Consider the following 22,839-nt stretch of genomic DNA (forward strand, 5'->3'; position numbering starts at 1 on the left):
TGTGATTGAAACGGAAGGCGCGAGACTCCCGGACCACCCGCGGAAAGCGAGTGCCTGGAGTGGAAATCAATATTAACGAGATTATCTACAGCCGAAGCCCTCCATTATAGAGAGGGCTTGTTTGTTCTGCAGGATGAGTAAAATACTGAATAATCCGAAACTAAAAAGCTGGATAGCCCCAAATAAGGCTATCCAGCTTAATTTATAAAAGATCACTTTACCTTTACCCCGGCTTTGATCAAGGTAGGTGGAGTTTCTCCCTGTAATCCGGCGACAAGGTTGGTTGCGGCCAGCATCGCCATTTTCTTGCGGGTTTCATATGTTGCGGAACCGATATGAGGCAAAGTGACGACATTCTTCATGGAAAGCAGCGGGTTGTCTTCCTGGACGGGCTCCTGTACAAAGACATCCAGCCCTGCCGCGTGAATTTCACCGGTTTTTAGCGCATCGATCAGGGCTTCTTCATCCACTGTTTTCCCTCTTGAACAATTGATGAAGATCGCGGACTCTTTCATGAGCTTGAATTCTTTTTCCCCCATCATCTTTTCAGTTTGAGGAGTTAGCGGTGTCATCAAGCAGACAAAATCAGATTGCTTTAACAGATCTTCCAGAGAACAGTATGTAGCTCCATACTTTTGTTCTGCTTCTTCATTTCTGGATCTGTTGTGATATAAGATGTTCATATCGAACCCAAAACGGGCCCTTTTTGAAACGGCAGAGCCGATTCCGCCCATTCCGATAATGCCTAATACTTTATGATGGACGTCCAACCCAAACGATTTTTCTCCGATATTCGATGTCCATTGCCCTGACTTTACCATTTGATCCATCTCTGGCATTCTTCTTGCTGTGGACAGCATCAAGCCCATAATCGTATCTGCGACTGTCTCATTCAATACCTCGGGAGTGTTCGTAGCCATGATTCCGCGATTGGTCAGCTCGGTTACATCCAAATTGTCGTATCCAACCGATGAATTACAGACGATTTTTAATTGCGGTGCTTGATCCAGTAAAGCTTTATCCACCTTTAATCCTGAACCTAATATACCTTGTGCGTTCTTCAGCTCCTGAAGAAATTCAGGATAGTTTTGTGAATCAAGACCCTCAAAATAAACGACATCACAAGTCTCTTGAATATAATCCAACACTTTTTGATCCACTTTCTTATAGACGATTACTTTTGGTTTCATCATTGATACCTCACTTCCAATAAAGTAGGACCCTATCGGGATCAAATGTCGACATAGCCTTTATGTTTTGCGCTCTACCTATAATCTACCATTATTTAAAAAAAGGTTGTAGCTAATTGAATTGCGGACCAAACCGCTAAAATGGAAGCTAAAGATAGAATAATATTTTCAAACCAATTGTTTTTATATTTTCCCATCAAGCTTTTTTTATTTGATAGCACCAGCATGCCAATTGCGATAATCGGAAAACCGATTATGTTTATTGCATTTACGCCAATTGTCAATGCGATGAAACCAGGCATGCCGGGAATGGACCAAATGATTGGCGTGACCAATACAAAAATCATAACCCATTTATACATTGGATCTTTTTCATATTTACCATTGTACTTTTCGCGACGATCCTTATTTATTACGTAAAAGGCATCTACTATCAATCTAGGAAAACCAGTTGACTTGCCTACTACACTCGCAAACAATACGCCAAATACACCAAGATAGAAAATGTACCAGCCAAATTGTCCTAACGACATTTGTAATGCCATTGCCAAGTCATCAATCGTTTCGACATGAATTCCATTCGGTTTTAAAATTTCTGCGCCAACCACCCAAATGGCTAAGTTGATTACAATGCAAACTCCGATGGCAAACAGTAAATCATTTCTTTGAACCTTTAGATGACTCGGTTTCGTCCAGCCCTTTTCCTTCATGAAATATGGATGAACAAAGTTCGAAATCGATCCTGCAACTGCACCGATAATTGAAATCGCCACCAATAATGCTCCATGAACGCCAGTATCACTTGGAATGCTAAAACCAACTGTTCCTTTAATGATTTGCCCCACATCCGGTGTAGCTTGAATGGCCAGGAACAAGAAAGCAATCGTCAATAATGCCAAAAGCACCTTCATTACACTTTCAATTCTATTATAAATATTCCTGCCAATAAGCATAAAAACTAATCCTACAACTACCATTGAAGCTAAGAATGGCTGATTGACTTGGAATAGGGTCGATAATACCTCTCCCGCTCCCTTAATCATATAGGCATTAAACAGATGGCCCATGATTAATGCATAACCAAACATGAAGTAACCGAAAAATGGGTGGATACGTCCATAGCCTTCAAGTATGGTTAACCCCTCTGTGTTACAAAGCTGGAACCGGGCGATAACATTAACGATAAGAAAACGAAGGATTAATGACAGCGCTAAAATCCACATTAAACTATATCCATAATCCGCCCCGGCAACAGAAGACGTCACCAGATCACCGGCTCCAAGCCACGTTAACACGGCAAGGATTCCCGGACCATAGGATGTTTTAAATTTCGTGAAGAAATTTGTTTTCTTACTTACGACCTCCGGAGCAATCACAGTGGATTCAGCAAGATTTGATTGATTTTTCAAGTTATTCACTCCATTCCAAAGAGTATGTATTCGCTTTCATTTTTTCTAAAGCAATAATACTTTGATAACTCTAGACATTCAGATATTGAAATTATGACAGAACTTTACGTCATTTCCGGAATTGACATAAAGTTAACGCGCAGTATGTTGTCATGCTTCATGTTGAAGTGAATTAGCTCTTAAGAAAGTTCTCCTTCCATTTGATTGAATCTTTCGACTATTTACAAAGAAATTGTAAGACAAATTAAAATGTAAGTCAATCATAATATTTAGAAGTTTTTTTAAAAGCATAAAAAACCCTTTGACCTCTCGTACTTGTTGACCATTCAAGAGAATAGGCGTTGTTGCAAATTGGGGAAAACAGGATAAATAAAGGATAAGTACAGCGTACGAATAGATTACTGCCATTAGCGGATAATATAAGCGAAGGAGTGAAATATATGCCACAAGATAACAATGATCCATTTAATAATGCTGGGAACCTTGATACACGTAGAGACCTTACTAATAATGATGACAACGATACAATTGACAGACCTGTAATGATTAATGATAGCTTGAACCCCGGATTTCAAAGAGAAGAACGTCCTATGCCTAATGGTAATATCCCAACAACAGAGGGAGTTGCAAATGTTAAAGAACGTTTTCCTTCGGACCATGAAAGACTTATGAGCAGAATCAATCTTGGGGATGCACTTATAAATCGAGAAAATACACATTTTGGACGGTTTGAAAGATAAAAAAGATGTCTTATTGAATTAAATTGGGTTAGTGGAAGATAAACCACGGGAAAAAAGCTAAAGACCTGTATCGGCTTTAGCTTCCGTTTTTAGTTTGTACAAAAATGAACTTTCCTCTCCAGGCACTCGCTTTCCGCGGGCGGTCCGGGAGCCTCCTCGGCTCTCTTAGCACCTGTGGGGTCTTCCCTTGGACACGCTTTTCCCGCAGGAGTCTCGTACCTTCCGTTCCATTCAACTTTGTTTAAAAATTCAGATGGTACCCCTTTTGTCTACAAACTAAAGAGACCTTCTTTTAAAAAGGTCTCTCAGAATAATCCTTATTTTTCGCAAGCGATCAAGTCTTTGTCACGATCGCTTTTTTTATTGGCATCATATAGCGCCTTTGAAACGTGAGGCTTGTATTTCGTTTTTCCTCCTTTATTTTTAACGGAAGATGTACGAGCTACGCCTCCTTTGTAGTCTTTATTCAATGCTGTACAGTTTTTATACGTCTTCACCTTTGTTTTGGCACCGGCAACATCATTCGCGCCAAACGAGAGACCCAATACTAGTCCAAAAGATAGTAAAATAGCAAATAATCTTTTCAAAATATGTACTCCCTTTCCTAAATATTAACTATTTAATAATCATAATGTATCAGTTCATTTTTTACAATAACTATATTTATATAGTTAGAGTTTACTATAATAAAACCCGCTCTCACTTTATCTAATCCTAAGAAAAAGACCGCCATTTCGGCGGTCTTCCTCTCAACTTATTCCTTACCTTTCACCCTGTAATGGATCTCCCCGGGTTCTTTGCAAAAGGTGATTCCGCTTCCCGGTTCGTAATAAAAGGTCTTTTTGCCCATTGAGCGTTCATGGAAGGTCGTATGCAGATAGGATGCTTGGTCCCTTTTGAAGGCGAGCTGATTTTTGCTTAATGATACAGGAAGGCAATGTCCATAGCTTGTGTGGACCAGCGTTTCTTTTTCGTTCATTTCCTCTAAGTCACGAATGTGGATGTAGGAAAACCAGACTCCTCTTCTTTTCCGGAATGAGCGGGAGGAGAACCAGACCATTCCCTGCTGGGCGTTTATGCAGACTGGCAGCCTGTATTTTCCACCAAGCACGGATTTGGCTGCTGCAAGTCCGCCATCCAGATCCAACCCAAAGTAGTTTAACGTGTTATTCAGGATTTCCTGGCGCGGTTGGGCAACATGGAATGTGCTTTCTCCCTCCACTACCGTGGACATCTCCACACCATTGGAATCATAACACTCCAACAATCCCACCGTTTCCTTATTCAATAAATAGTTTTTTCGTATCATCCTTCCATTCACTCCCCATTTCCCTATTCATTTTTTTTGGAGTATACTGGATATAGAGGCAGGTATACTCCTGCTCCCAAGCCCTTAGGTGATGTCTTCCAGGACGTACTCACCTAGGGGTTTTTATTTCCGTCTATCGTCACTTTCATTTCTTGATATGTCATTCACCTCCATGCGACTATTATCCTATTTTATGATTTTTTTGTAAAATCCATCTAATTTTCCCTCTTTCAAAATTCATTCCCTTTTTTGACTGCATCTCCTGTTTGATTGGCTGACTCTTTACAAAATCCCATCAAAGGTCTATACTTTCGAATTTCCTTTTAAAATCTGCTGTTCTAAATTGCTATATTCTTGTTAATATGTGTCCAATTAGAGAACAAACAGTCAAAATTCATATAAAAGTGAAATAAAATGACATTTTTGTGAAATTTCAAGACAACAAAAAAAGTCTATCGTGATGATAGACTTCAGACTGTAGACAAACTCAATGTAGAACAAGTTAGTCTCAATTTTTATTTAGGTTTATAAAACCTGGAACGTCGATTTCCACTCCAGGCACTCGCTTTCCGCGGGCGGTCCGGGAGCCTCCTCGGCGCTTTTGCGCCTGTGGGGTCTCCCCTTGACGCGCTTTTCCCGCAGGAGTCTCGCACCTTCCGTTCCAATCAACTCTGTTTTAAAATTTAGATAAAAACCCTTTTGTCTACAAACTCAAGTCTATCGTGATGATAGACTTTTTTCTTGGTTATTCTGCCATTTTTATTTCAATTGCTAAATTCCGTAAATAATCCAATAAGGTTCTTACTTCCTCTGGAGCTGTTATGTCAGTAAATGAGTAAGACTGCTTCTTCTTTTCATCGGCTATATCCAGCTGGTATGAAAACGCGTCGAACCCTTGCGCTTTAGCTCCAGCCTTTTTACTTTGGCTAGCATTAGGTAAGTCAGCTGTCTTCATTAAGTTCTGCAATTCCTCATTTTTCTCTTTCGGCAATTTCTCTGTATCTATCTGAAAATTCAAGTCGAGGTTGGCAAATCCCCCTATGCAGCTAAATTTGATATGCATGATAGATGAAGCCTCCTATTCATGGAATATTTCTACTCAGGCAGTCCAACCGCTTTAAAAGCATTTTCAATTGTCTTGATGGCTGTTTTCGTAACATCGCCGCTATCAACAAGTTTTTGCGCTGCCTTGATGACAATTTGCACGAATTGATTGAAATTCGCCGTCGCAAATAAATTCTGCATCGCATGAAACCAGATCAATGCCGCTTTGTCTGTTCCGATCTCCATCGATACTAGATAAAAGGCTTTGTTTGGTATGCCGCTATTGATATGGACACCATGATTATCGCGTCCTCCCTTATAGAAGTTCTTCATATGATCAGGCTGAATATCTTTACCCATTAACTTATTGTCAAATGCCGTACCTGGTGCTTTCATCGAACGGAGTGCCTGCCCTTTCAGTGTCGGTCCCATTATATCAGCACCGATTAGCCAATCGGCATCTCCTGCTGTTTGCTTTAAGTGAAATTGTTTTATGGCAACTCCAAACACATCTGAAAGATGTTCGTTCAATGCCCCGGACTGACCTTCATACTCCAATCCACTTGTGAACTGCGTAACCCCATGTGTCAGTTCGTGTCCAATTACATCGAGTGAATTGGCAAAATTGCTAAAGATGACCCCATCGCCATCACCAAATACCATTTCATCTCCGTCCCAATAAGCATTCGTGAATTTATTGCCATAATGAACGTTAAGAATGAGATCCAGACCTTGGTTATCAATTGAATTACGGTGCAAGACATCCTTGAAATAATCACGTACAACTCCGCTATAATCATATGCAGCGTTAACGATAGGATCTGCACTTGATCGATCTCCTTCTTTCCTTGCCTCATTCTCCCGGAGTTTCGTTCCCCCCTTGCAATCATAAACATGGCGGGCAGATTCACCTTGACGTCCAGATCCTGCATCCGTTAGTGCGACAACACCGTCAATATCGTATTCTTTCAATATTCTGCGCCTGCGCATTTGACGGCTTTTCGCTAAACTGATCCGTGCTTCTTCCACTTCATTTTGTGCCAAATTCTCAAGAATATAGTTAGGTACGATGAAACACTGACACTTCAATTTGGAACAACCTTTTTTATGCATATGCGTCACTCCTCCATGTTTTTTTACGATCTATTATCATTTGGTTTTTCAAACCGCTTCTCTTAACACGTTCTTCATGCTCATTAGCTGTTTATCTGATCCGTTCACATTTGCTGCTCTTCCTATCTTCAACACATTTCTATAGACTACTTTCGCCGCAACTACCTCATTTCCCTCCATTCCTTCCTGCTCCACTTCTTGCTAACCCTTTCTCAGGAAGTTCACTCCTTAGTTACAGTTGTTCTTCTTAGTCAATATGACTTAATTACTCTTTAACAAATACAAACTTCCTTTTTTTAAATAAATTTCATATTTTTCTCACAATTTTCTTTTATCATCTATATAGTGAATTTAATAGTACGACTCGGAGGTTCTGTATACATGGAAACTAAACAACCAAACTCCTCTCTGTATAGAACAGTATGGAGATGGCATTTTTACGCTGGAATCATTTTTGCACCCTTACTTATTATTCTGGCAGTTACTGGCTCAATCTATTTATTTAAGCCGCAGATTGAACACTTGCTTTACCAAGACTACCAAGGGGTTACACCGCAAGGAGATAAATTACCGGCATCCCAGCAGATTGAGAGTGTGAAGGAACTTTACCCTGATGCAGTGGTGACAAAGTATCATCCCGGAGAAAGTGCCTCTCGTTCGAGCGAAGTAAGCATCACTTCTAATAATGAGTCTCTTACGATTTTCATGGACCCGTATACAGGTAAATCTATTGGAGAGTTAAATGATGAAGACAGAATCATGGATAAAATAGAGGAAATTCATGGTGAACTGATGGCTGGCACCTTAGGAGATAGAATTGTAGAGTTAGCTGCGTGTTGGGCAGTTGTGTTAATTGTCTCTGGTTTTTATTTATGGTATCCAAAAAAGAAGCAAAGCCTTTCAGGTGTTCTTTTTCCAAGACTAAATAAAGGAAAGAATACTTTCAGAAGAGATTTACATGCAGTACCTGCCTTTTGGATAACTGCGGGCATGTTATTTTTAATCATGACAGGATTGCCTTGGTCAGGTTTTTGGGGAAGTAATTTTCAATCGTTAACTACCAATTCTGGATCTGGGTACCCTCCTTCCATATGGACAGGAAATGCTCCAACATCCTCAATCAAGACAAAAGACATTGCAGATGTTCCTTGGGCAGCAGAAAATTTAGATGTACCTCTCTCAGATATTCAAGGTTTTATCCCACTGTCCATAGATGATGTAGTTACGATAGCGAATCGTGAGGGGATGCACCCAAGTTATAGCATAAATATTCCACAAGAAAAAGATGGCGTATATACATTGTCAGCTTTTCCACCAAGAGCACAAGAAGAAGCGACCATTCATATTGACCAATATTCCGGTGCAGTTCTAGCTGATTATCGTTATGATCATTACGGTTTAATAGGAAAAATAGTTGCTTGGGGAATTACCTTGCATAAAGGGACTCAATTTGATTTGATTAACCAAATATTCAGCCTTTTTATTTGTTTAGGAATCATGCTCGTTGCATTTAGTGGTTTTTATTTATGGTGGAAGCGAAAGCCGAAAAAAGGATTAGGTGCACCAAAAGCTCCTCCTATAAAGAACATGAATTCCTTTCTATTTCTGTTAATAGGTCTAGGAATTTTGTTTCCTTTGGTTGGTTTGTCCCTTATTGTTGTTTGGCTAATTGACTGGTTAATCATTAACAGAATATCTGCAGTCAAAAAGTTTTTGAATGCATAATTCGAAATGTAAAGGATGGCTTTTGCAGTGAAAAAAACTATATGTATTTCATTAATCTTTATTTTCAGCACATTCCTAAGTGCTTGTTCACTTGAAAAGGATGTCACTGATCTATACAAAAAAGAAACACCGCTTGAAGCTGAAATAATTATACCAGCATCCTTTTCAGCTAATACACAGGAGACCATAAAGGCTGTGCTTACTCAAGGTGGTAAAATGGTTGAAAACGCAGATTTTGTTCATTTTGAGATATGGAAACAAGATGGCTCGCTCAAATATAGTATGGAACAGGCTGAGGAAAAGGGAAATGGTACTTATACTTTAAGTGAAAACTTTGATAGTGATGGCCTATACTATATAAAAGTACATGCTAGTAACGACGGTTCAATCATTATGCCTCAAAAACAATTTATCGTAGGAAAACTGTCTGAAAGTGAATTGGAATTCTTGCAAAAAGGAATCCAAAAACAAGCAGAAAGTCATGAACATCATCATTAAAATATTTATTTAAAATCCGGTTTTCAATTGAAGACCGGATAATTTTATGGATATTTTTATGAATCTGAGAGAATGCATTTACAGTACTTCACCTTTGTTTATTAAATTATTCCGCTTGTGCTGCATATACTGGATTGTTCCTTTAAACAAGGAAGCATCCTCAGTACATGATCTTTAAGGGAGGGCATAGCATTGGTAACTTCACAGGGAACTGCTTCAGTTAGCTTTCCATACCCATCTGTATGGGGTATCCACTCTTCAATAGCTGGCAGAACAATTATTTGGGGCACACTTACCATTAATTCCATTATAGATAATAGGGTGGTTGGTACGGTTAATTTTCGTGGCAGACCCATTCCGATTAATGGATTTTGGAATGAAAGCACCAAACAAATCGCATTTGATTCACCTTATGCCACTTTCTCTGGCAACTTGACCATAATTGATGATCAACAGAGTAGAATTCGACATTTCATTCTTCAAGGACGTTTTCTTATGAAGCCTCCCTCTCTGCAAGCAGGTGAGTCTGGATCATGGATTGCCACTACAGATATAGCTCAAAATCAATTTCCAGTTAGCGGTAATGCGTATACCGGGCAATTGCCTCCTGTTGGAGCTTTTTTAACATCGAATATCCTTCATCAGCATCAGAATTTTTGAGGAAGAACAATATAGGGTAATCCTTTTTTGTAGAAAGGGTGTTTAAGAAAGATAGGGAATCGTCTCTGGATTAGGGGCGATTCTTTTACTTAGATGCGCTGAAGTGAACGGAAGCAAGGAGGCACACCAGCGACTCCATTGATTCAGGTTCGCAGCAAGTTGCTCCCTGGCGTTCAGATCGCAATGCTTCCCCGTTTTGGTACCGCTTTGGTACCGTTTTACCTATATATGAGATGGTTATTTTGGTAGATAACTTATGAATCCGTTAACTTAAAATGAGTACAGATGGAATATAGATTGACAGCATTTTCTCTGTACTTCATACTATTGTATTAACGGAAGTGACAGAATATTTAGTTAATTAGGAGGATGAAACAATGAAACCAGCAATAATGACAATGGATTTACAATTATTAGCAGATGTTCTTAGGGAAAATAATTGTACAAGTTTAATAAATGCAATAGCAGAAAAGGATTTTCAAGTGGCTCAAATGCTTGATGTATTAATATTTGAGGATAAATGGGAGGATGGCATATGACTAAGCTCAGAATCCTTTTAACCATTCCTATTTTGCTATATGGAATTTACGTATTTGTTGCCATTCAAAACGATAAGGATATTCCACTTTATTTGCACCTTCTATTCGCACTCTACTTGATGTTGTTTGTACATTATGAAGAAAAAACGGAGGTGAAACCCTGACAGATTTTTAGTTTTATATGATTACCACAATAAGTGGCTTTTTTTGTACAACTTTCATAAACAAAGCCTAAAAAAGCCTCAATTCCCTTAAGGAATTGAGGCTTTCACTATTAATCATCTTTCTTCCGGTTCCAATTAGATAATACGAGTTGTAACGATGCCTTCGATTTGTTTGATTTTTTCTTCCAATCCAGGAATGATATCGCCGTTTACTTCACCGTCAATGTCGATGATCGTATAGGCATATCCCCCACGGCTTCTGTTAACCATGTCAGCGATATTCAGATTAAAGCTTGATACAGCCAGCGTGATTTGCCCAACCATGTTCGGAACGTTTTCGTGGAAAGTTGCCACACGACGGTTTCCTGTATAAGGAAGGGAAGTGTTCGGGAAATTTACAGAGTTCTTGATGTTCCCTGTTTCTAAAAAGCTCTTCAACTGACGAGCTGCCATGATCGCACAGTTTTCCTCTGACTCTAGCGTAGAGGCACCAAGATGCGGAATTGGAACGACATTTTTCATTTTCAACACGTTTTCATTCGGGAAGTCAGTAATGAACTTGCCTACTTTTCCGCTTTCAAGTGCAGCTTGCATATCATTTTCATTCACTAGCTCGCCGCGTGAGAAATTCAAGATATGTACGCCCGGCTTCATGATGCTGAATGTTTCTTGGTTGAACATTCCTCTTGTGTCGTCAGTTAATGGAACGTGTACTGTAATATAATCAGATTCTGCAAACAATTCTTCAATCGTCATGGCGCGCTGTACATTGCGTGACAAATTCCAAGCGGTATCAACAGAGATGAACGGGTCAAAACCAATGACATCCATATCCAAATCAAGCGCATCATTCGCTACAAGTGCACCGATCGCTCCTAAACCGATTACGCCAAGAGTTTTTCCCTTGATTTCTTTACCAACGAATTGTTTCTTTCCTGCTTCAACAAGCTTTGGAATTTGTTCTCCTTCGCCTTCCAGTGTCTTTGTCCAAGCCACACCTGCAAAAAGGTTACGAGATGAAGCCATTAATGTCGTCAGCACCATTTCTTTTACAGCGTTTGCGTTAGCACCAGGTGTATTGAAAACGACAATTCCTTGCTCGGTACATTTGTCGACCGGAATATTATTGACTCCAGCCCCTGCCCTTGCAATTGCCTTTAGCTGATCGCCGAATTCCATAGTATGCATGTTAAAGCTGCGAAGAACGATTGCATCAGGGTTTTCACTGTCATTATCAACCGTAAAATCCCCTTTGTTGAATACATTCAGTCCGCTTTCGGCAATATTATTTAACGCCTTGATCGTTTTCACTTTTTCTAAAAGAATTGTGCTCATTTTGTTTGCTCCTCTTTTGAATATGATAGTTTTGAAATTTCAAAATACTGACTTTAAACCTTCACTATCTGTTAATATACAGAAAGAGGCAAGGGATAAAATCCCTTACCTCTGCCCAGGCGAACGGCTACGACACTATGTGTTCCCTCACGGTTATCCGTGTTTCGCCAGTTGCACATAGTCTTTTTCATTTATTTCATTCTATCAAACTATTCTGCAATCTTCAATATCAAATTATATGTTTATCCCTTTTTTTGCAGAAGTCACAACTCACCACGACTGCGAATGCCGGATTCAAGCAGGTTTAATCGCCTTTGCCAAATCTTGTTCACGCCAGTATTCTTCAATTTCCTCCAATGATTTCCCTTTTGTTTCAGGAGTTTTATAGTGTATGAATACGCAAGCTACCACTGATAAGACCGCATAGATGAGAAAGACGTTATTGCCAATGACACTTAACAGTGGAGGGAACGTGTATGAAAAAAGGAAGTTCAATGTGTATTGTAAAAAGGTGATGACTCCCATTCCGATCGCTCTTGCCTGCAATGGCAGCACTTCCGGTATGAATAGCCAGAAGACAGGGCCAAGGCCGATTCCGAATGCGAAGACATATAAGAACACACAAACCATACTGAAGATTGTATAATCCGAAAATAGTGCCAATCCGATCAGTGGCAGGACCTGACCGCCAATACTGTAGATTAGCAGCGTTTTTCTGCCTAGTTTATCAACGATGAATAACGAGATGGCAGTGGAAACGACCAAGGCCGTCCCGATTCCGAAGTTTGCTATATTGGAACCGCTCCATCCGTTGATTTCAACCCCGTCGAAAATGATCGGGGCAAAGTATACAACGGCATTGATTCCCGTGAAGACTTGGAAGAATGTTAAGATGAAATTCATATTCAATATTTTTTTATATTGTTGTACTAAATGTTTGAATCCTACGCTTTGCTGTTTAAGGGAATGATTGATATCACTTATTTCAGCTTCCACTTCTTGCTTCGTTCCCCTTAGTTTCATCAAGACCTTCCTTGCACGGTCTTCCTTTCCTGCAGCCATGAGCCACCGTGGGCTTTCCGGTGAGATAAGCATTCCAAATGTGAAGATTGCTGCTGGAATGATCCCGATTCCGAGCATGATTCTCCAAGATCCGCTAGCGGAGAAGGAAGCCCCCACTATGTAAGCACTCAAAATCCCGACGTTTACACTTAGTTGATATAAAGCGCCGATCAATCCCCTGATTTTAGGAGGAGCCAATTCCACCAAATAAATAAGTGAACACATATTGGCTATTCCGCAGCCGATTCCCAGGATGAACCGTGATGCAATTAAAACGCTTACATTTGTAGCGAAGGCACAACCAATCGACCCGACGATGAATGTGATGCCCGCTCCAATCAGGAGTGATTTCCTTCCAAGCACCTTAGATAGTGAAGTGGAAAGGACTATAGCAGGCAATGCCCCTAATAGCAGGAAACTTACTATCAATCCTTGACCTGACGGGCTTAGTCCAAACTCTTCGGTGATGAATGGAATCGCTGGAGAAATGGCACCGGAATCGAAACCATATAATAGTCCGGCCAACCCGCCAAAAATCGCATAAACATACATAATATTCGGAATCTTTTTCAAATCAATCACTCCTTTTAGTAAATTAAAGTACACCTTTTTTCAATATGAGATTCGCATACTGTGCTCGTTCACTAGTTGCGATAATGGCATAGGCCGCTTTACTTCGTTCGTAAAAGTCCATTCGTTCCAGTTTTCCGATCTTGATAGGAATATCGTTCGTTTTTTTCATTATATCTTCATAACTCTTCCAGATTACAGGGCTTTTTTCATCGCCTTCCACAGGATTCATCAATATGACGGGATGTGTCACATACGTATCGAGTGGAAAGAATGCCAATATCGCTTGCAGGAAGTCGGCCACGCCATGTCCATGACCGTCGATGATCCGGTTTGAATGACTTGCAGCCGGATAATTCCCGTCTGCAAGTACGATTTCATCACCGTGCCCCATCTCCATCATGATCTTCATCAATTCAGGAGAAAGTATTGGCGGAATTCCTTTAAGCATTCGTCAAAGCCTCTTCGCTTTCAGCCACGAATGTGTTCGTGAGTGATCCCAGTTTTTCGATTTCAACGGTGACCACATCCCCTGGCTGAATATAAACACGCTGTTCGGCCGGTAAGCCCAATACGACTCCTTCAGGTGTACCTGTCAATATAAGATCCCCCGGTTCCAATGTCATATGCTTGGAAATATAACTGATGATTTCCGCACATGAAAAGATCATATCTGATGTATTGGAATTCTGTCTTAGTTCTTCATTAACATACGTTTTCAATTGCAGGTCGTTTGGATTCCCCACTTCGTCCTCTGTTACCAGGTAAGGACCAACAGGACTGAAATCATCACAGGTTTTTCCAAGCAGCCATTGCGGCGTCCTCATTTGCAGATCTCTTGCCGACAAATCGTTGACCGTACAATACCCGAACACATGGGAGAGTGCTGCTTCTTCGGAAACGTTTTTTGTCTTTTTGCCGATCACGATTCCGAGTTCCACTTCATAGTCCAGTTCATTCGTTACACTTGGTATGGCAATCTCACATCCGTGACCCGTTAATGTATTATCAAACTTGTTAAATAAGATTGGCACTTCAGGATACGGTGCATTGGTTTCATCTGCATGTCTTTTGTAATTCAACCCAACACAAATGATTTTATGCGGCTTTGTTACACTGGGACCGAATGTGAGCCCTTTCTCTTCAATTACGGCTGCCATTCCTTCTCTGACAGCTTCATGGATCTTAGTTTCAAATTCGTCCCGTTCGGATTGGCTGAAGTTTATCACTTGCATCACATCCGACACGATTTGGTTCCATTCATTCCTCTTAGCCGTTTCTTCGATATCTATTAACTGATCCTCAATTTGAACGGCAAGTTTCTGCTGTTCATCTTTAATAAAAGTAGCCAATTTCAACGTTTCTTCCCCCTTTTATGCATTTTTCCCGAAAACAACCCCGCCATCAATATATAGAGGCGATCCCATCATGAACGCAGACTCATCCGAAGCTAAGAACAGTGCCGCTTTTGCTACATCACCAGGTCTGCCCAAATCGCCGCTCAATTGTCTTTTCTTGATCGTGCCGATGGCAACCTCAGGATCGTCATATGAAGTTTTCAAGTAATTTTCGACGAACGGTGTCAAGATAGTACCCGGCAATAAAGCGTTCACCCGAATATTATAAGGTGCATAATCCACTTGCATCGCTTTCGTTAAAGCCAGTACAGCGCCTTTCGTTGCAGAGTATGCGGCACGTTTCACGAGACCCATTTCCGCTGCACATGATGACATATTGATAACGACCCCGCTCTTTTGTTCCATCATATAAGGAATCGTATATTTAGAAGGCAGATAAACCCCCTTCACATTCACGCTCATGATGCGGTCCCACACATCCGGTTCCACTTCGTCCACCCTGCCTACGTTTGAGATTCCGGCATTGTTGAATAATATGTCTATTCTCTTATAGGTTTCGATGATCTGGGAGATTGCGGATTGAACCGCTTCCGGATTCGTTACATCCACCTCATAAAACGCCGCTTTCCCGCCAGCTTCCTCTATTTCAGAAACGGTGCCCTGCCCATTTACTGCATGAATATCGGTAATGACGACAAATGCACCTTCTTTAGCGAATAAACGGGCTGATTCCTTTCCTATCCCGCTTCCCCCGCCAGTGATGACAGCGATTTTATTTTGCAGTCTCATGACGTTACCTCCTGTTCATGATTCATATGGTCTTCAGGCTGCGCCGCTTTCACCGTTAAACCGCCATCCACCATTAACAGATGCCCGTTGATTTGCATGGCTTCATCGGATGCCAAAAATACGACGGAATCACCAATTTGCTTTTCGGTCCCAAGTCTCTTCATCGGATTGGCTTCAATCTCTTTTGCGAGAATTTGCGGATCCTCCAAATATTCCTCACACATATCCGTCGCAACGGTGCTTGGGCCGACAGCATTCACATTGATATTGTATTTGCCTAGCTCAATCGCCAACGCCTTCGTTAAATGCGAGGCAGCTGCCTTCGATGAAATATAGTGGGGAATGACAGGACTCGTGACAAGGACGCTAGCCGTTGATGTAATATTGATGATCTTGCCATATTTATTTTCAATCATTCGCTTCGCCGCTCTTTGCGTCGTCAAAAAGATCGATTTCACATTGGTCCGGTACGTATCATCCCATGTCTCTTCCGAAAGGCTCAAAAAAGGCTCAAACGGGGCAATACCAGCATTATTCACTAAAATATCCACCGTTCCCAGCTCTTTCTCCACTTCATCGATCATGGCATCGACATCTTCCTTCACCCCAACGTTTGCTTTTACGACGATCGCTTGGATATGAAACTCGGATTCTACTTTTTCTTTTAAAGCCTTCGCTTTTTCAAATGAACCTGGCGATGTATAATTGATAGCCACATTGGCACCTTCTTCAGCCAATCTCATGACAATCGCTGCACCGATTCCCCGGCTGCCTCCTGTGACAAGTGCTGTTCGATTATTCAATTTACCCATATGAATTCTCCTCCCTTTTCCTATCTGTTTCTAAAGGCTGATGCTGATCCGGCTGATGCTGAATTCCTGATGTCCCAGAATTTCCGCCTTTGCCAATTCACCTTGTGCTGTTTTAGCAATCGTTTCAAAAATGCGATTTCCCGCTTCCTCCGTCGTTTCTTTCCCTTTCATGACAGGACTTGTATCAATATCGATGTTATCGATCATCTTGATTGCCGTATGTTCATTTCCCGTTATTTTGATGACCGGGATAATCGGGTTCCCTGTTGGTGTCCCTCTTCCTGTCGTAAAGCAGACGATATGCACACCGGCGGCCGCCATGCCTGAAACACACTCGATATCATTCCCCGGGGAATCCATGAAGTAATAGCCATTACCCGGGATTTCTTCTGCAAATGATAAGACATCATTCAATGGGGCCGTACCTGCTTTACTGATGCAGCCAAGCGATTTTTCCTCGATGGTCGAGAGCCCGCCCTCAATATTGCCCGGGCTCGGGTTTCCGCCACGCATATCTGCCCCGATGCGTTCCACTTCTTTTTCGAATCTATCAACATATGCATATAGTTTCTTGGCCACTTCTTCGCTCACTGCTTTTTGGGCGACAATATGTTCAGCTCCGATGATTTCCGTGGTTTCGCCCATTACGATCGTTCCGCCCTGTTTCAAGAGCTGATCAGCCGTTTTCCCTAAAGCGGGATTGCTGCACAGACCGGATGTAGCATCTGAACCGCCGCATTTCACACCTACTATCAATTCTGAAATGGGGGCATCCACTTGCGGCACTTTTTCGAGTTCCAGAAATAGACCCTTCGCCACTTCAGTCCCCTTCTTAATCGCGTTTATCGTCCCACCTGCATCTTGGATATCAAGCCACTCCACAGGCTTTCCCGTTTCTTCTTCAATTTCCTGTTTCAATACCTTGGCATCAATCACCTCACAGCCCAAGCTAATTAACAGAACCGCACCAACGTTCGGGTTTTTCCCCATTCCGCCAAGAAGTTTATGTGTACGTTCTTTGTCATCACCAATCTGGCTGCATCCATGCTGATGCGGAATGGCCACTGATTCCGGTACAGCTTGCTGGATTCTGTTGGCCACATGATTGGCACAAATGACGGTAGGGATGATCAATAGATGATTACGGATTCCAAATTTGCCATTTGAACGGCGATACCCTTTTATCATGCTCATTGTGTTTGCTCCCCTTCCGCCTTATCTCCTCTTCCTCTGATTCCCTCAATATTATGTATGTGGACATGTTCACCAGGCTCGATATCCATCGTGGCTGCACCGATTACTTCTCCATATTTGATGACCGTCGCCGATCGCTGAATCGGTTTGATTGCGATTTTATGCCCAAAAGGAATCGAACGCTTTGCTTCCACTTCCATTTTTTTACCATTGATGACATAGAGTAATGTTTCCCCTTCTTTTACATCTTTCAATGAAGTAGCTACATTATCCTGATCAGACATGACGATGCTTGTAACGTCCTGTTCATAAGCTAACTGGCCCATTTCGCTCTCCCCTTTCTTTTAGTTTGTAAAAGGCTTCAGCATTTCCAGAAAATATCCTATCCACTTCAGCTTGTGTTAAAGTTTCCGGTAAATTCCCTTTAATGACCCTCACTGCGTCTTCATAGCCCCCAGCTGATAAACATACAGGCCAATCGCTGCCGAAAAGTAAACGGTCCGGCCCGAATGCCCGAACAATATGTTGTATGTATGGCTTAAAGTCTTCCACCTTCCACATTGCAGGATCAGCTTGGGTCAATAAACCCGACAGTTTGCACCAAATGTTCGGAAACTGTGACAAAGTATTCATTTCTTCTTGCCATTTGTTTAATCCCCCTGCTGATATATTCGGTTTAGCCATATGGTCGATGACGGCCTTTAGGTTAGGAAGCGTTTTCATCAATGTTAAAACAGATGAAAAATGTTTATGATTAATCAACAAATCCAGTGGAAGATCATATCGAATAAGCTGTTTCAAATTCTCCACCACTTGTTCCTGTAAAATCCAAGCACTGTCTTCCAGATCCTGCAACATAGGGCGTAAACCAACAATTCCCGGTCGTGTCATTAAAGAATCCAATTGCTCCGGGAATGATGGAGCAGATAAGTCAAGCCAGCCCACCACACCATATATCCAGTCATGGCGGTCATACAAGGATAATAGAAATAAAGTCTCTTCATAGGTTGGAGCCGCTTGCACAAGGACGGTACCCGAAATATCATTCTTATGTATTAAGGGCGATAAATCGTCGGGAAGATAATCCCGATAAAGGACTCCCATATCATTTGTAAGCCAAGAGTAATCACCTCGGTCAATTCTCCAAAAATGCTGATGTGCATCAATCATCAGGCCGACCCCCTCTTGTTATCTATATGTTACCGGTAACATTAAAATAACAGCAATATTTTAAATTGTCAATAAATTAAACGAAATCTCTTAAACTATCTAAAATGGAATTACCATTTTCAACTCTTGTTAATAAGAAAACTCGCCATTCCCAATTGGAACGGCGAGTTTTTAATCATTTAGAATGTTTCATTCTTTTCATGACAAATAGAAATAGAAAACTAACAAAAATCAGGATGAAAATGATCATGAACGGAATGGTCGTTGTAATAAGAGTGACCCATCCACTTGTCTCTACGTCTTCTGGCGTAACCTCAATTTTTTCTATATCATGTTCCTCGGCAGCATTATTGAGTCTATCTAGCGAAATTTCACTATTTGGGACAGACGCGATAAAGTATTGATCCTTTTCATACCCTATCAGCCGACCGCTTATTTCAAAAACACTTTTTTGGGGCTTCAACTCTAAAAATGTCACTTTTCCATCCTCTAAAGTTGTAAAAAAATCTTCTTCAGTTAATTCAGTCGGTTCATTGTCATTATTAAAAACTAGCACAATCCCCAAGGTAACAAAGAAGATTATTAAATAAAATGTTTTACTACGGAAAATCTGCTTCATCTCATACCTTCTCCTACATTAAACAAACTATAGGCAAGAGTATCATATAAAGTTAAATATTAACAACAAAACTTTCATTGTTAAAAGCCAGTAACTTGCAAAATGGATAATATCAGTAAAAAATAGGAAGTATAGCAACCTTAAAAAAGGAGGAACCACTATGTTAATAAGAGAGGCAACGGTTTCAGATGCGGAAGGGATAGCAATAGTCCATGTGGATTGCTGGCGAACTACTTATAAGAATATAATTCCGAGTGATTTTTTAGATAAACTTTCTTATGAGAAAAGGAAAGACCTATGGATTAAGAATATAACTAGCGATGGAAAATATGTTTATGTCGCAGAAAATAGCGAGGGAAAAATAGTTGGATTTATAGATGGCGGGAAAAGGGAAAAAAACCAAGTCGAGAATTCGGGTGATTTAACTGCTATCTATATCCTCGAAAATTTTCAAAAAATGGGGATAGGAAAGAAACTCATCAAAGAGTTATTTTTAAAATTCGAGGCACTGGGATTTAAGACTATTTTTGTGGAGGTGCTTGAAGACAATAAATCTCGATACTTCTATGAGGCATTTGGTGCTGACTTGCTGAAAACCGAAAAAATCAAAATGGCTGGTGCTGAAATGAATCTATTGGTTTATGTGTGGAAGGATATTAGCCCAGTATTGTTATGAGCGACATGCCACTTAATTAGCCACTTTTTCTTTGGCAAAACAAAAAAGCTCCTATTATTTTATAGGAGCTCCAGATGATTTCCTGATTACCAATTCAGGCTTTAAATTGATCGTCCGATAGTCGGCAGGACCGACTTCATCCACTCGCTCGATCACTAATTGTGTTCCTAAATATCCGAAGTCGTAAGCGGGCTGTGAAGATACGGTTAAAAAGGGATCGAAGTCCGAGAATAATTCTAAGTCGTCAAAGCAAACGACAGCAATGTCTTCTGGTACTTTAATCTGTTTTTCTCGTAAACTTTTTATAATTTTGATGGCAATGAAATTATTGGCGGCAAAAATTGCTGTTGGACGCTCAGAGGGCGGAACATTCATTAATCCGTCAATACCGTTCCATTGCTTTTCCTGTTTGTAATGAGTCTCTATTACGAAAGACTGATCGATGTTCAAATCATTTATTTTCAGCGTTTCAATATACGCCTGATAACGCTCTTTCGAAGTGGAAATCGTTAGCGGACCATGAACCATCGCGATTCGTTCGTGTCCAAAATCGATGAGATGCTGAAGAAGCTTTTTCGTTCCTTCATAGTTATCACCAAGCACCCGATCACATGAAACATCTTGAATTTGCCTATCTATCAATGTAAATGGAATCCTGTTTTTAATTAATTTCTTCAAATTTTTAGTCGATTGATCGCCTGTTGGTGCAATAATGACGCCATCCACCCGTTTTGAAATCAATGCATCGATATATTCACTCTCTTTTTCGTAATCCTCATCGGTATTGCATAAAATGAGCTGATATCCCATTTGATTGGCCTTATCCGCGGCCCCTCTCGCTACTTGGGTGAAAAAAGGGTTGGTGATATCAGTTATGATTAATGAAAGCAGCTTCGTTCTTTTAATATTCAAACTTTGGGCAGCGGAATTCGGTATATAGTTCAGCTCTTTAATGACCGCTTCAACTTTTTCCCTTGTCTTTTCACTTATATTTCCTTTATTATTAATAACTCTCGATACAGTCATCGTTGATACATTCGCTTTTTTCGCAATATCGTAAATTGTCGTCACTTTTTGTACCCGCCTTTACATTATCCCTTATATTGTATCATAAGTATAAATGGTTATTTTATACTTTAGCACTTGGAAGATCATGTTGACCCGGATACGGCACTGAACTTCAAAAAAAGACACAGTCCTTCGTGAAGGATTGTGCCTTGCTTTTGGTTTAATTTTGGTTAAATCCGCTTTCGTCCATGTAAAATACTTCCCAAGAATGTCCGTCGATATCCAGAAAACTCCAACCATACATGAAACCATGATCAATGGCTTCGTTAAAAGGCTTTCCGCCAGCATCCAGTGCCCTATTCACGACTGCATCGACTTCTTCCTTGCTTTTAACGGACAGGGCAACGATGGCTTCGGTACTCGCTGCAGAATCCGGGATCTCCTTCTTGGTAAACGTTTTAAAGTAATCTTCCACCAATAACATGACATATATGGACTCGCTGATAACCATGCATGTCGCATTTTCATTGGTCATTTGCTCGTTAAACTCAAAGCCGACCTTTGTGAAAAATTCTACTGAGGCATCCAAATCTTTAACAGGCAAGTTTACAAAGATCTTTTCTGCTTGAACTCCCATCCAATTCACCCTCGCTTGATTTATTTGTTCACTCACCTACTATTCGCTGCATTTTTCGATTATCCTGCTTGCAGTAGTGATTGCATTCACATTGAACAGATACAACCTTAGTCACGGGGAACATTCATAATTCACCTACTTAAAGTATTTCAAATATTAAACAGGCTGATTCAATTTTAAAACAACCTGGGAGTTTACCTTAAGAAATTTCAAGAAGTATATGCCTCTCCCCTTGCTGTTTCAACATTGGATGGCGCATAAAAATTGAAATTCGTATACCGGATGGTTTCAAAACTAAAACACATTTTGTCTTTTTTGAAATAAAAAATATATAATTCCATGTTTTACTAAAATTAATTACTTTTAAGGAGGTATGCATATGAAAATTAGTATTAAAACATGAAGTATCCGGAAAATTTTCTTTACTGGTTTTGGTTTTGATTTCAGTTGTTTTACCAGGATTCATCCCAATCATTTCATCCTCCGATAGCTAAGCAAACGCTCGAAGCACCACCTATTATGCAAGTAAGAGCAATCCTCGTTTTGCAAATGCAGCACAAGTTCAAAAAATAGATGGGAAACAACATTACTCTATGGGATAGGTGGTTCATAGATGGTTACCATTCAAACATATATATCAAAAAATGGTTATGATGCAATAGTTGATAAACATGTATTAGCTAACGGGGATTTTATCCCAATCCATCACTCAAGCGCTAAGCAACTGGGAAATCAACAGCTATTTACTTCAAAAGGAACTTCCTTATACGGCACAGTCATTATATCTTATCAAAATCAATTTCTCTCGGGCTTTTATGATTGGGATGATATTGATGGTATTTGGCTTTCAATTTTACAGGCAATGTATGATTGTTTAAATACTGGTATTGGCAACTGCGGCTTTTCTGAACGCTCTATGGGTTGGCAAATGAACAGGTTAATAGAAAAGAATCCTGCTATATTATTTACATGGCACCATGGTTTTGCAAGCAAAGAATGGAATGATATTCCTAAGAAATCCACACTAAGATTCCCTGAAAATGTGCTATTGAATAGTTTAATAGAAAAGGGAACCAAGTTTTTAAGATTTAGAAATGCTCTATATGATAGCGGTCCAAGCCAAAATATTAACCAGTTAATTAATGATCTTAAATCTTTTAATAGTGATTTAGGGCATGTGCAATTGGAATAGCTCACTGTCCTGAGTGAAGTTGAAGT

At 40.4% G+C, this 22,839-nt stretch carries 28 protein-coding genes and 1 riboswitch; of the genes, 8 read left to right on the forward strand and 20 right to left on the reverse strand.

Going from position 1 to position 22,839, the window contains the following annotated elements:
- Positions 1–212: 212 nt before the first annotated feature.
- Both ABC374_RS20125 and ABC374_RS20130 read right to left on the reverse strand, forming a co-directional pair.
- A complete protein-coding gene (locus ABC374_RS20125) occupies positions 213–1,190 on the reverse strand; it encodes a 2-hydroxyacid dehydrogenase (protein WP_413020408.1) in 978 nt (325 codons plus the stop codon).
- A gap of 95 nt (positions 1,191–1,285) precedes the next feature.
- Positions 1,286–2,599 carry an Nramp family divalent metal transporter gene (locus ABC374_RS20130; protein WP_350300068.1) on the reverse strand — a complete coding sequence of 438 codons (1,314 nt, stop codon included), beginning with the start codon at positions 2,597–2,599 and terminating at the stop codon, positions 1,286–1,288.
- A gap of 440 nt (positions 2,600–3,039) precedes the next feature.
- On the opposite strand from ABC374_RS20130, the gene ABC374_RS20135 reads away from it, so the two are divergent.
- A complete protein-coding gene (locus tag ABC374_RS20135) occupies positions 3,040–3,339 on the forward strand; it encodes a hypothetical protein (protein WP_413019552.1) in 300 nt (99 codons plus the stop codon).
- A 317-nt stretch (positions 3,340–3,656) separates the two neighbouring features.
- On the opposite strand, the gene ABC374_RS20140 is transcribed toward ABC374_RS20135, so the two are convergent.
- The 5 genes from ABC374_RS20140 to ABC374_RS20160 form a co-directional block, all read right to left on the reverse strand.
- On the reverse strand, positions 3,657–3,926 hold the full coding sequence (locus tag ABC374_RS20140; RefSeq protein ID WP_098370146.1) for an excalibur calcium-binding domain-containing protein: 270 nt from the start codon (positions 3,924–3,926) through the stop codon (positions 3,657–3,659).
- A gap of 167 nt (positions 3,927–4,093) precedes the next feature.
- Positions 4,094–4,648 (reverse strand): competence protein ComK, encoded by a 555-nt coding sequence (locus ABC374_RS20145; RefSeq protein ID WP_350300070.1) that lies wholly within the window; start codon positions 4,646–4,648, stop codon positions 4,094–4,096.
- Positions 4,649–5,393: 745 nt separating this feature from the next.
- The gene (locus ABC374_RS20150; protein WP_413019553.1) at positions 5,394–5,711 is read right to left on the reverse strand and encodes a protealysin inhibitor emfourin; all 318 of its coding nucleotides are present in this window, start codon (positions 5,709–5,711) and stop codon (positions 5,394–5,396) included.
- A gap of 32 nt (positions 5,712–5,743) precedes the next feature.
- Positions 5,744–6,805, reverse strand: a complete 1,062-nt coding sequence (locus ABC374_RS20155) for a M4 family metallopeptidase (RefSeq protein WP_413019554.1) — start codon at positions 6,803–6,805, stop codon at positions 5,744–5,746.
- A 48-nt stretch (positions 6,806–6,853) separates the two neighbouring features.
- Positions 6,854–6,985, reverse strand: coding sequence for a hypothetical protein (locus ABC374_RS20160; protein WP_350300073.1), 132 nt, complete (start codon positions 6,983–6,985; stop codon positions 6,854–6,856).
- A gap of 201 nt (positions 6,986–7,186) precedes the next feature.
- Here ABC374_RS20160 and ABC374_RS20165 point away from each other — a divergent pair, with 201 nt between their 5' ends.
- The 5 genes from ABC374_RS20165 (at position 7,187) to ABC374_RS20185 (ending at position 10,391) form a co-directional block, all read left to right on the forward strand.
- Entirely contained in the window at positions 7,187–8,530 is a 1,344-nt protein-coding gene (locus ABC374_RS20165; protein ID WP_413019555.1) for a PepSY-associated TM helix domain-containing protein, read from the forward strand.
- A 27-nt stretch (positions 8,531–8,557) separates the two neighbouring features.
- Entirely contained in the window at positions 8,558–9,028 is a 471-nt protein-coding gene (locus ABC374_RS20170) for a FixH family protein (RefSeq protein ID WP_413019556.1), read from the forward strand.
- 192 nt (positions 9,029–9,220) lie between these two features.
- A complete protein-coding gene (locus ABC374_RS20175) occupies positions 9,221–9,688 on the forward strand; it encodes a hypothetical protein (protein WP_350300076.1) in 468 nt (155 codons plus the stop codon).
- Between the two features lie 377 nt (positions 9,689–10,065).
- Positions 10,066–10,227, forward strand: coding sequence for a hypothetical protein (locus tag ABC374_RS20180; protein WP_350300077.1), 162 nt, complete (start codon positions 10,066–10,068; stop codon positions 10,225–10,227).
- A complete protein-coding gene (locus tag ABC374_RS20185) occupies positions 10,224–10,391 on the forward strand; it encodes a hypothetical protein (RefSeq protein WP_170971670.1) in 168 nt (55 codons plus the stop codon). The genes ABC374_RS20180 and ABC374_RS20185 overlap by 4 nt, the downstream gene beginning before the upstream one ends.
- 135 nt (positions 10,392–10,526) lie before the next feature.
- Here the strand turns inward: ABC374_RS20185 and ABC374_RS20190 are convergent, their stop codons facing one another.
- From ABC374_RS20190 to ABC374_RS20235, 10 genes are all read right to left on the reverse strand, one after another.
- The gene (locus ABC374_RS20190; RefSeq protein ID WP_413019557.1) at positions 10,527–11,726 is read right to left on the reverse strand and encodes a phosphoglycerate dehydrogenase; all 1,200 of its coding nucleotides are present in this window, start codon (positions 11,724–11,726) and stop codon (positions 10,527–10,529) included.
- Between the two features lie 106 nt (positions 11,727–11,832).
- Positions 11,833–11,911, reverse strand: a riboswitch (ZMP/ZTP riboswitch).
- 109 nt (positions 11,912–12,020) lie between these two features.
- On the reverse strand, positions 12,021–13,361 hold the full coding sequence (locus tag ABC374_RS20195; RefSeq protein ID WP_413019558.1) for a sugar porter family MFS transporter: 1,341 nt from the start codon (positions 13,359–13,361) through the stop codon (positions 12,021–12,023).
- 22 nt (positions 13,362–13,383) lie between these two features.
- Positions 13,384–13,809 carry an RbsD/FucU family protein gene (locus ABC374_RS20200; RefSeq protein WP_413019559.1) on the reverse strand — a complete coding sequence of 142 codons (426 nt, stop codon included), beginning with the start codon at positions 13,807–13,809 and terminating at the stop codon, positions 13,384–13,386.
- A complete protein-coding gene (locus ABC374_RS20205; RefSeq protein WP_413019560.1) occupies positions 13,802–14,716 on the reverse strand; it encodes a fumarylacetoacetate hydrolase family protein in 915 nt (304 codons plus the stop codon). The genes ABC374_RS20200 and ABC374_RS20205 overlap by 8 nt, the downstream gene beginning before the upstream one ends.
- Positions 14,717–14,731: 15 nt before the next feature.
- Positions 14,732–15,505: an SDR family NAD(P)-dependent oxidoreductase gene (locus ABC374_RS20210; RefSeq protein ID WP_350300082.1), complete on the reverse strand. Its 774-nt coding sequence runs from the start codon at positions 15,503–15,505 to the stop codon at positions 14,732–14,734.
- A complete protein-coding gene (locus tag ABC374_RS20215) occupies positions 15,502–16,317 on the reverse strand; it encodes an SDR family NAD(P)-dependent oxidoreductase (RefSeq protein WP_350300083.1) in 816 nt (271 codons plus the stop codon). The genes ABC374_RS20210 and ABC374_RS20215 overlap by 4 nt, the downstream gene beginning before the upstream one ends.
- 30 nt (positions 16,318–16,347) lie before the next feature.
- Complete coding sequence (locus ABC374_RS20220; RefSeq protein ID WP_413019561.1) at positions 16,348–17,511, reverse strand: UxaA family hydrolase; 1,164 nt, start codon at positions 17,509–17,511, stop codon at positions 16,348–16,350.
- Positions 17,508–17,837: a UxaA family hydrolase gene (locus tag ABC374_RS20225; RefSeq protein WP_413019562.1), complete on the reverse strand. Its 330-nt coding sequence runs from the start codon at positions 17,835–17,837 to the stop codon at positions 17,508–17,510. The genes ABC374_RS20220 and ABC374_RS20225 overlap by 4 nt, the downstream gene beginning before the upstream one ends.
- Positions 17,818–18,681, reverse strand: coding sequence for an amidohydrolase family protein (locus ABC374_RS20230; RefSeq protein ID WP_413019563.1), 864 nt, complete (start codon positions 18,679–18,681; stop codon positions 17,818–17,820). The genes ABC374_RS20225 and ABC374_RS20230 overlap by 20 nt, the downstream gene beginning before the upstream one ends.
- A gap of 175 nt (positions 18,682–18,856) precedes the next feature.
- Positions 18,857–19,300, reverse strand: a complete 444-nt coding sequence (locus tag ABC374_RS20235; protein WP_413019564.1) for an ATP-dependent metallopeptidase FtsH/Yme1/Tma family protein — start codon at positions 19,298–19,300, stop codon at positions 18,857–18,859.
- A 160-nt stretch (positions 19,301–19,460) separates the two neighbouring features.
- Here ABC374_RS20235 and ABC374_RS20240 point away from each other — a divergent pair, with 160 nt between their 5' ends.
- A complete protein-coding gene (locus ABC374_RS20240; protein WP_350300088.1) occupies positions 19,461–19,976 on the forward strand; it encodes a GNAT family N-acetyltransferase in 516 nt (171 codons plus the stop codon).
- A gap of 54 nt (positions 19,977–20,030) precedes the next feature.
- On the opposite strand, the gene ABC374_RS20245 is transcribed toward ABC374_RS20240, so the two are convergent.
- The 3 genes from ABC374_RS20245 to ABC374_RS20255 all read right to left on the reverse strand — a co-directional run bounded on the left by ABC374_RS20245 (position 20,031) and on the right by ABC374_RS20255 (position 22,096).
- Entirely contained in the window at positions 20,031–21,047 is a 1,017-nt protein-coding gene (locus ABC374_RS20245; RefSeq protein WP_350300089.1) for a LacI family DNA-binding transcriptional regulator, read from the reverse strand.
- Positions 21,048–21,204: 157 nt separating this feature from the next.
- On the reverse strand, positions 21,205–21,621 hold the full coding sequence (locus ABC374_RS20250; RefSeq protein ID WP_350300090.1) for a VOC family protein: 417 nt from the start codon (positions 21,619–21,621) through the stop codon (positions 21,205–21,207).
- 199 nt (positions 21,622–21,820) lie between these two features.
- Positions 21,821–22,096 carry a hypothetical protein gene (locus ABC374_RS20255; protein ID WP_350300091.1) on the reverse strand — a complete coding sequence of 92 codons (276 nt, stop codon included), beginning with the start codon at positions 22,094–22,096 and terminating at the stop codon, positions 21,821–21,823.
- Positions 22,097–22,234: 138 nt separating this feature from the next.
- Between ABC374_RS20255 and ABC374_RS20260 the strand changes: the two genes are divergently transcribed.
- On the forward strand, positions 22,235–22,813 hold the full coding sequence (locus tag ABC374_RS20260; protein ID WP_350300092.1) for a hypothetical protein: 579 nt from the start codon (positions 22,235–22,237) through the stop codon (positions 22,811–22,813).
- Positions 22,814–22,839: the final 26 nt, after the last annotated feature.

This window comes from Peribacillus phoenicis, assembly GCF_047238085.1.
Lineage (GTDB): Bacteria > Bacillota > Bacilli > Bacillales > DSM-1321 > Peribacillus.